The 14,203-nt window shown below is 46.4% G+C and carries 13 protein-coding genes; all 13 read right to left on the bottom strand.

Annotation, left to right across the window (positions count from 1 at the left end; genetic code table 11):
* Positions 1 to 78 precede the first annotated feature (78 nt).
* Positions 79 to 978, bottom strand: coding sequence for an SMP-30/gluconolactonase/LRE family protein (locus ABMB67_RS01145; protein ID WP_251222752.1), 900 nt, complete (start codon positions 976 to 978; stop codon positions 79 to 81).
* Between the two features lie 67 nt (positions 979 to 1,045).
* On the bottom strand, positions 1,046 to 2,269 hold the full coding sequence (locus ABMB67_RS01140; protein ID WP_354570850.1) for a CaiB/BaiF CoA transferase family protein: 1,224 nt from the start codon (positions 2,267 to 2,269) through the stop codon (positions 1,046 to 1,048).
* Positions 2,270 to 2,301: 32 nt separating this feature from the next.
* Positions 2,302 to 3,099, bottom strand: coding sequence for an SMP-30/gluconolactonase/LRE family protein (locus ABMB67_RS01135; protein WP_354570849.1), 798 nt, complete (start codon positions 3,097 to 3,099; stop codon positions 2,302 to 2,304).
* 58 nt (positions 3,100 to 3,157) lie between these two features.
* Positions 3,158 to 4,450, bottom strand: coding sequence for a TRAP transporter large permease (locus ABMB67_RS01130; protein WP_354570848.1), 1,293 nt, complete (start codon positions 4,448 to 4,450; stop codon positions 3,158 to 3,160).
* A complete protein-coding gene (locus tag ABMB67_RS01125) occupies positions 4,447 to 4,953 on the bottom strand; it encodes a TRAP transporter small permease (protein ID WP_354570847.1) in 507 nt (168 codons plus the stop codon). Before ABMB67_RS01125 ends, ABMB67_RS01130 begins: the two co-directional genes overlap by 4 nt.
* A 47-nt stretch (positions 4,954 to 5,000) precedes the next feature.
* Positions 5,001 to 6,077, bottom strand: a complete 1,077-nt coding sequence (locus ABMB67_RS01120; RefSeq protein ID WP_354570846.1) for a TRAP transporter substrate-binding protein — start codon at positions 6,075 to 6,077, stop codon at positions 5,001 to 5,003.
* Positions 6,078 to 6,209: 132 nt separating this feature from the next.
* Positions 6,210 to 7,160, bottom strand: coding sequence for a hydroxymethylglutaryl-CoA lyase (locus ABMB67_RS01115; protein ID WP_354570845.1), 951 nt, complete (start codon positions 7,158 to 7,160; stop codon positions 6,210 to 6,212).
* Entirely contained in the window at positions 7,160 to 8,362 is a 1,203-nt protein-coding gene (locus tag ABMB67_RS01110; protein WP_354570844.1) for a CaiB/BaiF CoA transferase family protein, read from the bottom strand. The genes ABMB67_RS01115 and ABMB67_RS01110 overlap by 1 nt, the downstream gene beginning before the upstream one ends.
* 175 nt (positions 8,363 to 8,537) lie before the next feature.
* Positions 8,538 to 9,188, bottom strand: a complete 651-nt coding sequence (locus tag ABMB67_RS01105; protein WP_251222760.1) for a GntR family transcriptional regulator — start codon at positions 9,186 to 9,188, stop codon at positions 8,538 to 8,540.
* A gap of 538 nt (positions 9,189 to 9,726) precedes the next feature.
* A complete protein-coding gene (locus ABMB67_RS01100) occupies positions 9,727 to 10,836 on the bottom strand; it encodes an isocitrate/isopropylmalate dehydrogenase family protein (RefSeq protein ID WP_354570843.1) in 1,110 nt (369 codons plus the stop codon).
* Positions 10,837 to 10,854: 18 nt separating this feature from the next.
* Positions 10,855 to 12,057, bottom strand: coding sequence for a CaiB/BaiF CoA transferase family protein (locus ABMB67_RS01095; RefSeq protein WP_251222762.1), 1,203 nt, complete (start codon positions 12,055 to 12,057; stop codon positions 10,855 to 10,857).
* 15 nt (positions 12,058 to 12,072) lie between these two features.
* A complete protein-coding gene (locus ABMB67_RS01090) occupies positions 12,073 to 13,587 on the bottom strand; it encodes a tripartite tricarboxylate transporter permease (RefSeq protein WP_251222763.1) in 1,515 nt (504 codons plus the stop codon).
* A gap of 52 nt (positions 13,588 to 13,639) precedes the next feature.
* The gene (locus tag ABMB67_RS01085) at positions 13,640 to 14,170 is read right to left on the bottom strand and encodes a tripartite tricarboxylate transporter TctB family protein (RefSeq protein WP_354570842.1); all 531 of its coding nucleotides are present in this window, start codon (positions 14,168 to 14,170) and stop codon (positions 13,640 to 13,642) included.
* Positions 14,171 to 14,203: the final 33 nt, after the last annotated feature.

Raw genomic sequence — 14,203 nt, 5'->3', positions numbered from 1 at the left:
ATCACCTCAGCTTCGCACGCTGCTTTGGAGATCCCGCAAAAAGGTCTTTTCTATGACCTTTCACGGGATCTTTTTTTCTTATCTTCTAAGACTTTGTCCGCGCACTTTCGTTTCTACTGAATAGAAATCGAATTCAGAGCCCATGAATAATGTCTTCATCTCTTTGCCGCCAAAGCAAAGATTTCCTGACGCTTCAGGGGTAAAGATTACACCGAGTGTTTCCCCTTCCGCGCTAAATACTTGAACTCCCCCTTCTGCTGTGCACCAAACATTTCCTTCACTATCTACTTTGATTCCATCGGGAAACCCATGGCCTCTTTTTAATGTTTTGGCGAACAATCGCTTATTGCCCAATGTCCCATCGTCGAGGACATCCATCACTGTAATTTGACTCAGGCCGCTTTCCGCGAAATACATTTGTGACTCATCCGGAGAAAAACAGAGTCCATTTGGGTTATCGACTTCATCTGTCACAAGCGTGACCTGAAATCCATCCGGGTGGATCATGTAGACGCCCTGACAAGGCTGCTGCTGTCGGCCAAACCGCCCATGACGTGTCGGCCTTCTGCCGAAAGTAGGATCGGTAAAATAAATCATCCCGTTAGAATGAACGACAACATCATTAGGGCTATTAAACGGCTTGCCATTGTATTCAGAAGCGATAACCTGATAGTCCGACATATCACGATTCATCCGCGCCATACGATAGCCTATTTGTTCGCAAACGATAATTCTGCCTGCCGCGTCATAGGCCATGCCGTTGCCGATATTCGTGTTTTCTCGCAAAAGAGTACAACCTTCGCCTTCCTTCCAACGCCAAGTCTTTTCATTCGTCAAAGAGCTAAATGTTAAATCCTGCTCCTTTTCACTCCAAATCGGCCCCTCAAAAAATCCTTCGACGCTTCCTAAAAGCTTCATATCCTGTGAAACATCAATCAGATCATGAAATTTTTCAGCGACAGCTTCATATTTCAGCATTGTGACTCCTCCAATTCATTTACGAAAAATAAATACTTGAGCGACTCTGTGCAAAATAGAGCACCAATTAGATAATTTTCTCTTTCATCAACTGATTGTACTCCTCATCAGAAAGCCCTAAATCTCCTTTATAAACCTCTTCATTAAAGGCGCCGACCCCCTGACCCAGATGACGGATTTCACAATGGGTTTCCGAGAACTTCGGAAAGATATTCGGAATGTCCAGCATACCGAAGATGGGGTGGTCGACCTTCTTAATACTGTTGCGGGCGATAAAATGCGGATCCGAGAAAATATCGTCCATTTCGTTTACCGGCCCCGCCGGAACCCCGCCGTCATCAAGTAAGTTGACGAGCTCTTTCATCGAAAGCTTTGCCGTCCATTGGTCGATGATGCTAACCAGTTGATCATTGTGTTTAACTCTGTCCGGGTTTGTAATAAAACGCGGGTCCTTTAACAGCTCAGGCATTTCCATCACTTCCGTCAGCCGCTCCCACGTTTTTTGCGTGCTTGCGCCGATAATGACCCACTTGTTATCCTTTGTTTTATGAATGTAGGACGGGCTCGCTACCGAGGTACTCATCGGCTCCCTTACCGGTTTTGTCTCGTTAATCGAATAATCTGCAATTTGTGATTCCAGCACCCTGACGAGCGGCTCATACAAGGAAACATCGACCACCTGTCCTTTTGCTTGATCGCCGTTTATAATAGCCAAAACGGAGCTTACCCCACCCATCACAGCGAACATCCCGGCCATCAGATCGGCGAGCGCGACCGGTGGACTGACAGGAGCGCGATCTTCGTATCCTTGAAGAGCCGTATAGCCGGAATAAGCCGTAGCAGGTGTACCAAACCCCGCTTTCTCCCTGTACGGCCCATCCTGCCCGTAGCCGGAAATGCGCGCGAGAACAATTTTCGGGTTGACCGCCTTCATTACGTCAAAGCCAATACCCCATTTTTCGATCGTTCCCGGACGGAAATTCTCGAGGACCAGATCAGCATCTTTGACAAGCTGCAAAAAAAGATCCTTCCCTTTTTCAGTACGTAAATCCAAAGTGACACAACGTTTGTTCCGTGCCATTGTGGCCCAGCGGAGACTTTCTCCATCTTTCTGCGGAAGAAATTGACGAAACGGATCGCCGACGCCCGGCATTTCAATTTTAATTACATCAGCGCCGTAGTCTGCCAGTAAAGAACCTGCAAACGGTCCTGCTACAACATTGGCGATTTCGATTACCTTCAATGATTTCAGGGGTCCAGTTCGCTTGCTTTCTTTCGTTAAGTTAGCCATTCTCCATCCTCCATATCTCAATTTATCTCTCTTTACTTCACATTCAGCCGATAGATTCCATCTTCTGTACCGATAAATAATGCTTTTGCGTTCGCTTCGCCAAAACATATCGTGACCGGCCGCTGATCAAGCAAGATCGTTCCGAGGCGCAAGCCTGACGGATCAAAAATATGAACCCCCGTCGGCGCGGCGCAATAAATATTTCCACGTTCATCCACCTTAATATCAGTAGGTGGGCCATCCGCAAACTCGCTCGCATAAGCCAGTGTGCGAACACGGGTCAGAGTCGCATCGAAAGCAATGTCAATCGTTAAGACGGAGCCTGTACCGCCATCTGTAAAGATGAGAGCGGCTTCCTCTCGCGCCAGACATACATTCAGTGGCCGGAGCGAGTCGTCGCGAGACGCCTGCACCGCTTGAAGATTCTCAGGTAAAACATAATAGATCCCGTCGCGAGACGCCGTATACATAATCCCACTTGAATGGATCGCAAATGCGACTGCTTCCAGCTGATTTTCTTCCGCTTCAGCAAAAACGGTTCGCTCTCCGTCGTGATAACGGACAATGGAACGCTCTACTCTATCGCAGCCGACGATTCGATTGTAGGCATCATAAGCCATCGCATGTAGCATCCCTAAAGAAGTCTCTGCCTTTTCCACTCCCCCTGCAGTCCACGCATATGTCTCACCATTGCGGTCGACGACAGTCAGTTGACCGTCTTTTTTTGACCACGCCATCGCGGCTGGAACAAGTTGCGTCGTTTTTTTCAAATCCTGATCGATATCCAGCACGTTGTAAAAAATGGGATGATAAATATTTGCTTGTAACATACACTTCCTCCATCATTTAAAAGGTTATAAACAGCTCCCTGCCCGTCAGTCAATCTTTCTATAAGCCTAAAAGGTTAGGAATCAATAGCGAAATTTGCGGGATGTACAGCAGCAACAGTCCGACAATGATACCGGTTATTAAAAAACCGATAATCTGTTTGGAGATGGCGTGAAGTGAAACGCCGGCGATCTGTGCTGCCGGATAAATATTAGCAGCGACCGGAGGCGTGATCATCCCGATCGATACGGCAACGACTAAAATCACTCCAAACCATGTAATATCGTAGCCCATTTGCATAACAGCAGGCAGCAATAACGGGACGAACAAATAGGTGATTGAGATGCCGTCCAGGAAAAAACCGGCCATCACGAGAATAAAGAAGATCACCGTGATAATAATGTACTGGTTCGTTGAAATTCCCATTAACAGCGTCGTTACAGCCGAGGCGATTCCGGTTGTTGTCACGAGCCAGGCCATTACGCCAGCACCGGCCGTGATGAGAAGAATCATCGCGGAATCCACTGCTGAGTCGACCATCACCGGCATAAAATTCTCCCGTTTTATTTGTCTGTAAGCAACAACACCAATAAACAAACTGTAAAAAGCAGCTACCGCCGCCGCCTCGGTCGGTGTGAAAATCCCACCGTAAATTCCGCCCAAAATAATAACCGGGGAAAGAAGCCCCAAAAAACTGGCCCAAAATGCGCGGAATATTTCTTTTCGGGAACCCCGAACCTGCCCTTTATACCCGTGCCGTACAGAGTAAAGAAAAACATAGACACAAAAGGCTAATCCCATCAGAATACCGGGAAGAATGCCAGCGGCAAATAATTTCCCAACCGATGCGCCCTCGGCGACGACACCGTAGACGATAAAGGTTATACTCGGCGGAATCACGACGGCAATTCCACCCGCTGCCGCGATAATCGAAGCGGCAAACGCTTTGTTATAGCCGGCATTGACCATTAATGGAATCAGGACAGGTCCTAGAGCAACAACAGTTGCCGGACCTGAACCTGAGATCGCCCCCCAAAAAGTGACAACGATAACCGAAACAATAGCCAGACCTCCGGGCATCGGACCAATCAACAGTTCTACAAATCTTACAATTCTTTGCGAGATTCCTGAATGATTAATAATGTTACCGGCAATAATAAAGAATGGAATCGCCAGCAGCGCGGTTGAAGAAACTGAAGCTTCCATAATATCGGCGAACATCGCCGGTGCCATTCCCGTTGCCAGCAGCGTGATTATTGAAGCGAGACTGAGAGAGATCGCGATCGGAATGCGCAAAATCATCAACAGGAAGAAGATGCCTAGAAGCAGTATGCCAATGGTGCCAGCGCTCATCGTTCATCCTCCTCAGCGCCTGAAATCGCCCTTTCTTTGAAAGCGCTTACAGAAACTTGAATTGTTCTCCAAATATAGAGCAGTGCACCAACCGGAATACATACAGAGAAAATCCATCTCGGCGCATTATTCAATGCGTTGATCGTCGTATTGTATTGATAATAATCCAACGTTTTCATCGTGCCGTAATACAGCAAAAAAGAAAACAAAATAACACTCGCGATCGTTGTCAGCAGCTCAACATATTTCTGATGCTTTCGAGGAAGCATATCGCTAAAAAGAGTAAAAGCCGGGTTTCTCTTTCTCATGCAGACAATCGGCGCCCCCAAAAACGTTACCATCGGAAATAACGCGCCTAACAAAGCATCTGTAAAAAGCAGCGGCAGATGAAGAATGTACCTCGACAACACATTGGCAAAGCAAAGTATCAGCATGAGCGTCATCACAATCGCCACGATATATTCTTCAGGAGAATACTTCGTTTTTGTTTTACCCTTTGGCATTTCTTTTCACATCCTGTCACACAATGAATTCTCCTACCCTCTTTTGATCAATGTGTTGCATCAATAAGCATCTTGACAAAATCCTGATCGTACGTATCCAACACTTTTTGAACATCAGGCGCTTCAGGGCCCATAACCGCTTTCCATTGTTCTCTTTCTTCCGGCGTCATCATATGGACGATCATCCCTTCGCTCTTGACGAATTCTAGGTTTTCTTCCATGCTCTCACGATTCTGCTGAATCTGCATCGGAGCATATTTTTCAAATAAAGTTGTCAGGATAGCCTGGTCATCGGCTGGAATTTCATCCCAGAGCTTTTTATTCATCACAACAGCAAACGGACTGTAAGAATATTGCGTATATGTCATATACTTTTGCACTTCATACAGCTTGTTCGCCGTAATCGCTCCTGAGACTCCATTTTCCTGGCCATCGGCCACTCCTTGCTGCAATGCGGTATAGAGCTCATTCAAACTCATATCCACGACATTTGCCCCGGCAGCTTGAAAACCGGCTATAACAATGTCACCAGCAGCGACTCTCATTTTCAGCCCTTGCATATCCTCCGGCAAAATCAGCTCTTTTTTATTATTCGTAATTTCATTCCAGCTGTTTTCCATCCAACCCATAAAGTAATAGCCGCTTTCCCCAGACTTTTCTCTGTAAAAATTCATGACTGCCTCATCGTTCAATGCTTTATCTGCTGTTTCAAAATCATCAAAAAGAAACGCTGTTGTCGGAACACGGAACTCAGGTACGTACCCGCCTAATAATGGGGAGCCAAAGACACCAATATCAATCGTTCCTTTCTGCACCATATCCACAGTCGTATTCATATTCCCTCCACCGAGCTGAGAATTAGAAAAAACTTTACCCGTCAGCCGGCCATCTGTCTTTTCTTCCAGCTCCGCGAAAAGATCAGTCCAAATTTGTACAGCTGTATGACTGTCGCCAAGCGGGGTCGTCAATTGAAATTCATGGGTGAAAGAAGATCCCTCTGTAGCCGAAGGGGATGAAGAATCTGGCTGTGAATCTGTATTGGCAGAGCCGCAGCCCGCTAATAAAATGGATAGGGCGATCCCGATAAACAAGCCAAATGTGATCCGACTTTTTCTAGTATTCATGATTCTCCTCTTTTCTTTTCGTTTTTTCGTTTTGTTTTCAAAAGCGGCTGTTGAACGGCAGATGTTATCATTAAAGTAAAAGGCTTCCCACCTCCCTCCGGCCTGGACGGGTTGATCCATTTTTCTGCTGCTTTAGTCGGCTTGCTTCACTTGTTTTTTCGGTGCATCGTGTAATTTGTTAGAATGACCCGCTTTATAAACTGCGCTTTCCAGCGGATGGCCTACCAATTGCTCCGCAAAGGAAGCGTTTTCAATCAACTGATCAAATGTCAATCCGGTCTCAATTCCCATCAGTTCAAGCATATGGACGACATCCTCAGTCGCGACATTGCCTGTCGCGTTAGGAACATAAGGGCAGCCGCCAAGTCCACCAATCGCCGTATCAAACGATGTCACTCCGGCCTGCAGCGCTGCATAAATATTGGCTAAGGCCATCCCTCGCGTGTTGTGCAAATGAAGATTATATTTCATATCCGGGAATTTTTCCTGAACTTGAACCATCGTTTCGTACACATGTTTCGGATCAGCGACACCGATCGTATCGGCAACCGTAATGTAGCGAATTCCCATACTCTCGTAAGCCTCTATGACATAAAGCAGTTTGTCAATCGGCATCCTTCCTTCAAAAGGGCAGCCGAGTGCGGTTGCCATTCCACCTCTGGCGATAACCCCATTCTCCTGGGCGAGCCGGGCAACCTTCTCGTGTTCTTTTAAGGCTTCTTTTGTCGTCTTATTAGCATTTGATATACTATGGGAATCCGAGACAGACAGCATTAATTCCCACTCGTCGGCGTTCATGTTCACAACTCTCTCCGCTCCACGGTAATTCGGAACGAGAACATTATAAACAGTGCCCGGCCGACGCTTTATTTTTGCCATTACTTCCTCAGCATCTGCTAATTGCGGAACAGCCTTCGGATGAGCAACCGATGTCACTTGAATCGCTTTAAAGCCACAATCTGATAAATCGTCAGTCATTTTAATTTTTTCTTCTGTCGGAATAAATCTCGATTCGATTTGTAATCCGTCACGTGGGCCAACTTCGACAATTTCAACCTCTTTCGGTAAATGGAAACGATTCATTAAATAACACCCTCCTCGATATATCTTTCCAGTTCTGCTTGAGTAATGCCTAACTGTTGATACACTTCTTCATTGTGTTCTCCTAATTGCGGCCCGACACTTTGCACCGTTCCCGGCGTTTTTGAAAACTTTGGTACGACACCAGGAATCGAAACTTTGCCCAATTTAGGATGATCCATCTCAATAATGGCCTCTCTCGCCTTATATTGCGGGTCTTTAAAAATCGAAGCAATATCATAGACAGGACAAATAGGAATCCCATTGTCATCGCAAATTTGTTGGATTTCTTCTGCTGTGTGCTGCTTAAACCATTTATCTATCATCTGATGAAGCTCATCTTTGCGAAGAAGGCGCGCCTCGTTCGTTGAATAATCCGGATCCGTTTTCATTTCCGGCCGCCCCAGAACTTCTGCCAGCCGATAAAACGTCGGGTTTGTACTCGTAGTTAGCGCCAGCCACTCTCCATCTTTTGCTTGAAAGGTGCCTACTGGTGCAGCATTCGTTTGCTCGTTTCCAGTACGTTCTTTAATGGCCCCGGTATATCCGTGTTCGATCACAACTGTCTCTAATATCCGAAACAGTGATTCGAATAAAGCAATATCGACATCCTGGCCAGGCCCATTTCGTGTATCGCGGTGATAGAGGGCTACCATCGCCCCAAGTGCCGCGAAAATTCCTGTTACATAGTCGGCCAGCGGAACCGGCGGCGAAAGCGGTGGCCGATCAGGATAGCCGCATAAATAGGTGTAACCGCTGAACGCCGTTGCCGACGTGCCGAAGCCGGCTTTATGCCTGGCGGGACCGGTGTGACCATATCCGCTCACATGAATGATGATAAGATCGGGGTTTGCTTCGCGAATGCGCTCGATCGGCAATCCCCACTTGTCTAACGTTCCCGGCCTGAAATTTTCAAATAAAAGATCAGTATGTTTAACAAGGCGTAAAAACAGTTCCTGTCCTTTCTCTTTTTTCAAATTTAAGGTGATCGCTTTTTTATTTCGGGTTACTGCCACCCATGGCAATGATTCCGCTTGTTCCGTCGGCTGCATGCCCCGCAGCGTGTCTCCTCTCCCTGGCATCTCAACTTTGATGACATCGGCGCCATAGTCACCTAGCAGAGAGGCGGCAAAGGGGGCAGCAAATACTGTTGAAATATCCAAAATTCGCACATTCTCCAGCGGCCCTCGCTTTTTGTCGAGCATAGAAACCCTCCTCCGTTATTAAGCGCTTTCATTTCAGTAAACAGCTTGAATCCTGCTCCCGATTATGGAGCATGGATCCAATGACATGCGGTAAACGACATCGCTTCCATACGCTGACGATGATATGTCTGCTTCACCACCGGCCCTCCTTTTGTCCGCTACAAAGAGCTATAATTTAATCTCTGGCCCATTTTATAAAGTACTCTGCATCGTTCATATAGTGCTCACGCGTCACAGCTTCAGCCAAATCTTCATTTCTGCTTTTTACCGCTTCAAAAATCGCGGTATGCTCATCAAGAAAGTTTGGTCGAAACCCGACGTTACTATGGAAAATCCGGTAACGGAGAATCTGTGACCGCAATTGATCCATCATGCTGATTAAAGGCTCATTATGACTCGCAACAATAATCGTGTCATGAAATTCCGTGTTTTTACTAATGACTTTAGCCGGTTTGTTTTGCTCGAGGAACTGCTGACATAGAATCAGGTTTTCTTCAAGCAGTTCAAGCTGCTCTGTTGTGATCATCTTCGCCGCCTTCCGTGCCGCTAATCCCTCCAGCACTGACCGGCATTCGTAAATGCTGATAATCTCTTCTTTCGTAAGCTCCGTAACTACGCAGCCTTGACCCGAGGTAAACTCAACCAGCCCCTCACGCTCCAGCTTGCGAATCGCCTCCCGTATCGGAGTTCGGCTCGCATTGTACCGTTCGGCAATTCTTGCTTCGATCAGCTTTTCTCCTGGAGCATATTCGCCATTGATAATCGCGGTTTTTAACGATTCATAGACTATCTCGTACAAGCTTTCTTTTTTTAAGCTTTTTCTCACATCACTCCACCCACCTGTGAATACAATATTTATGATTTAATACAATTATATTTTTTGTATACAATTATGTCAATTCATTTTTTTGAAAATTTTTATTTTAGTGATAAATAAAAACACCTCATGCGATTGATAGCATGAGGTGTTTAGGCCGTAGAAAAGCGAGGGTGGGTCAAAAGTATTTTAACCTATATGACTAACCGAACAAATGAAAAGAGGGGGATCTGCCGCTCCTGAAAGATAACTCCGCTTTCCGCGGAAAGCGAGCGACGTGTAGCGGAAATCAACGAGTCTTTCCTCTAATCATATTCTATAAAAAAGCCCGTTGACCGTCTCTTTTTACGAGACTTTGCCGACAGACTGAACCACATCATGCGTTATATCGCATAATGTGGTTCATCAGATACTTGCTTGAATAAGTTTTTCAGGGGGACCGGAAATCTATTTCAAGAAAAAAGCGAATGGCGTCTGTACCCCGTTTCTTTTAGCTCATTTTGTGCAGCCTGCTTTCACCCTTTCTCGCTAAGGGAGCAATCAGCTTCTATTGCAGCTCACCGAGAGGAATCTTTTCCATCTCTTTCACAATCGCATCTCCCAGTTCGACGGTCGAGCTTTCACCGCCGATGTCGCGCGTTTTCACCCCGGAAGCGACGGCGCGGGCAACCGCTTTTTCGATCAGCGAAGCGGCTTGCCGCGCCGCTTCATTCTGGTGCTTATCAGCAAGCCAGTCGAGCATCATCGAACCTGATAAAATTGTAGCGATTGGATTGGCGATCCCTTCCCCGGCGATCGTCGGAGCAGAGCCGTGCGCCGGCTGAAACATGGCGTGATCGTAGCCAATGTCGCCTGAAGGCGCCATTCCCATTCCGCCTACTAACGCAGCGACCAAATCTGAAAGAATATCGCCAAACATATTTTCCGAGACGATGACGTCATAGTTTTGCGGATTTTGGATTAACCATAAAGATAGAGCATCGATGTACGCATAGTCGGTGGCGACTTCGCCTTTATATTGGTCGGCCACTTCCGTATAAACCTTTCTGAAAAAGGCAAGTGACTTAAAGACATTGCTCTTATCGCAGCATGTCACAATTTTTTGGCCATCGCTGACCCGGCCATTTCTTTTTTGTGCCAGCTTGAACGCATAATCGCAAATTTTCTCCGTCCCTGTTCTTGAAATCATCATCGTGTCGGCGACGACCTGATTGACGATCTGGCTCCCTCCCTTAAAGGACGTAAACAGCCCTTCCGTATTTTCACGGACAATAACCAAATCGATGTTTTCTTTGTTTTCCAATGGAGTTTTGACGCCCTCAAATAGTTTCACCGGTCTCACTCCGGCAAAGAGGTCAAGCTCAAAGCGCAGCGTTAAGATGACCTTCCCTTGTACCTCTGTACCATCTTCCCAGACGACTTCGGGGATTCCCATACTGCCTAAAAAAATCGCATCGCTTTCTTTACACTCCTCATATGTGGAATCCGGAAACACATCACCCGTTTTGACATAGTGGCCAGCACCGGCATCGTACTTCTGAAAATCAAGGGAAAACCCGCTGACAATTTTCTCCGCGGCCTGAAGCACTTTGATTCCCTCCGAGATAATTTCCGGGCCGACGCCATCTCCTGGTAATGTGGCAATGTTAAATTTCATCCTGTCCGCTCCCCTCGCTTAAATAATATTGTTTTTCTTGAATTCTTCTATTTCTTCGGCGCTTAAGCCCAACTCCTGATAAACCTCCTCATTGCAGCTTCCTTTTTCCAACCCTGTATTTCTGATTTTCCCCGGCGTGCGGGAAAACTTCGGAATGACATTAAGCATTTTCACCGAACCGAAATCATCGTCCGGCACATCAATAAAGTTTTCGCGGAAATTAAAATGAGGATCCTGCAACATTTCCGCTGTATCATAAACGGGAGCAATTGTTGCTTCATATTCCATGAATCGTTTCAGAATTTCTTCCTGCGTGTGGAGAATCATCCAATCGGCCATGATTTGTTCCAATTCTTCGGCATGTTGCAATCTCGCCTGGTTATCTTTAAATTTCGGATCATGAATGAGCTCCTCCCGCCCGATCGCTTTAAAAATCCGCTCAACAATTGATTGCGCACTACCGGATACAGCAACCCATTTTTTATCCTTCGTTTGGTAGAGATTTCTTGGAACGGACCACTCCGAACGATTTCCCATCCGTTTCGGCAGAACACCGAGCTGATCATATTCCATCACCTGATTTCCTAAAATACCCATTAACGCTTCATATATTGGCAAATCAATATACTGGCCCTTTCCGTCCGGAGAGTGCTCGCGCTCATAGATCGCCGTCATCGTCGCGAATGCCCCGAGCAAAGCTGTAGCTTGATCAGCAAGCGCAAAGTTTGGCAGGAGGGGACCGCTGTCAGGAAAACCGTTTATATTGGCAAAGCCGCCCATTGCTTCTGCCAATGTGCCAAATCCCGGCCGACTGCTGTAAGGCCCGTTCTCGCCAAACCCTGACACCTTGACCATAATTAATTTTTCATTTACCGCCGACAAGTTCTCATAATCAATATTCCATTTTTTCAGCGTGTTAGGACGGAAATTGGTTATCACTACATCCGCTGTCTTCGATAACCGGTAAAACAGCTCCTGCCCTTTCTCCGTCCCCAAATTTAAGGTGATCGGCTTCTTGTTCCGCGACATCAGCTTCCATTCCAATGACTTGCCTTCCTTAATCTTTCCGGCGAACCTTAAAGCGTCTCCTTTTGGAGGCTCCACTTTGATCACATCGGCTCCGAAATCGCCAAGATATGACGCCAGCTTCGGGCCTGCAATGATTGATGATGCGTCAATCACTCGTAAGCCGGCTAACGGTAACTTGTTCTCATTTGTCATATATACCACCTTCAGTTATCCTTTATTGTCAACACCGATATCTTTGTTGCTGCCTTTGATCCGCTTGATGAGCGATTTGATAAGCGGGAAGAAAATAGCGAGTAACGCCAAAGCCAAAATCGTTCCACTAATCGGTCGAGTAAACAGGACACTAATCTCCCCGCCGCCTATTTGAACAGCACGTCTTAAATGAGATTCAGCCAGCGACCCAAGTACAATTCCAATGACAATCGGACCAATCGGGAACTTGATTTTTTCTAAAAAGAAACCGAGCACGCCGAACACTAACATAATCCACAAATCGAACACATTGTTTCTCAACGCAAAGGTTCCAACGACGCAGAATAAAAAAATGAATGCGCCTAAATAGCTGTAAGACACTCGCAAAATACTTTTAAACAGGTAGATAAACGGCCTCGCTAAAACTAAGATCAGCACCATCGACAAGAGCAGCGCAATAAAAATGGTATAAACGAGCTCCGACTGGTTCGTTAAAACCATTGGTCCGGGCTGAATGCCGTGAAGAATAAATGCTCCTAAAAGGACGGCCGTCGTCGCTCCACCGGGAATCCCAAGGGCGATAAGCGGAATAAAGGAACCCATTGCCGCCGCATTGTTTCCTGATTCCGGCGCCGCAATCCCCTCTGGTATTCCTGTTCCAAACTTCTCCGGCTCCTTCGACCAGCGGACCGCTTCACTGTAACTGACCATCGCCGCAGTAGTGGCCCCGGCCCCCGGTAAAATTCCGATCCACGTGCCGATGAAAGAGGAGCGCACGATCGTCGTCGAGATTTTCTTGATGATGCTTCTGTCAGGCAGTCTCGTCGTCGACTCCCGCACGGCCTTTTTCAATGTATGGTCTTCCTGAGCTTTCCGGAAGATTTCAGAAATGGCGAAAAGTCCAATTAAAACAGGAACGAACGGAATTCCGGCATAGAGCTGCTCATACTCAAATGTGTAGCGATGCGCGCCCGAGCTCGGGTCAATCCCGACAGTCGCAATGAACAATCCGAAAAGAACACCAATTAAACCAAGAATCACCTTTTTATTTGATAAGGAGGCGACAACGGTTAAACCGAGAAACGCAATCGCAAAATATTCCGCTGAAGAAAAGCGAAGCGCCAAACTGGCTAAGAAGGGAGTTAAAAAGATTAAAAACAACACTCCGACCAAGCCGCCGATCGCCGAACTGAAAATGGAAATTCCGAGCGCTTTTCCCGGCTCCCCCTTTTTGGCCATCGTATACCCGTCAAACACCGTCGCCAAAGCTTCCGGGGTACCGGGCGTCCGGAATAATATCGCACTAATGGACGCTGAAAAGACCGAAGTCACATAAATCGTAGTCATGATAATAAAAGCAGCGATCGTATCCATCCCGTATGTTATCGGGACTAAAATGATAACGAGCATCGTTCCACTAATGCCAGGAGTCGCCCCGCCGAGAAAGCCGACGATGACGCCTAAGACCAAGGCCAATAAATAAATAGGATCCAAAATATTCATTAAGCCTAAAAACAGTGCTTCTCCCATTGGTATCTTCCTTTCTCATATCAGGATCTGTTCACCGTCGAAAAGCCTGATATTAATAGATAAGCAAACTTAAATCGCGAAAAATTCCTACACCCCGCGGAAGCGGAACACGAAGAAGATTGATAAATAGAAACGTAAGAAAAGCGGTGCCCAATACTGATGTTAAGACAAGGGATGACCACTTTTTCACACCCATTAATAACGTAATGGCGACTAAAATAACGAGTGAGGAAAGAATAAAGCCAACCAAAGGCAAAAGAATGACGTACGCAAAAGAGATCGCAATCATCAGCCATAATCGATTCGGAAATGCAGGCGCTTCGTCGACAAAGTCAGAATCATCCAATTGAGCTTCAACGCCTTCCTGCTCCTCTGCCGCATCCGCTCTGTTCGTTTTCTGTTGAATGATTGTTTTTACTAGCAAGATGATTCCAAGAACCAGCATCGAGCTTAAAAGAAAGGTCGGCCAAAACGTCGAACTTAAAGTTGCATCTGTTTCTCTCTCGACAATCTGTCCTGTCTGAATGAGGAAAAAAGCGCTGAACAAAATTGTGATAATCGAAACAACAATATTTGTTCTCATGAAAATCCTCCTATCATCATTTTTGCTGAAGGG

The organism is Halalkalibacter oceani (genome assembly GCF_040544555.1).
In the GTDB taxonomy this organism is placed as follows: domain Bacteria; phylum Bacillota; class Bacilli; order Bacillales; family Bacillaceae_D; genus Halalkalibacter; species Halalkalibacter oceani.
Note: the sequence above shows the minus strand (reverse complement) of the source record. Positions and strands in the feature narration are given on the sequence as shown.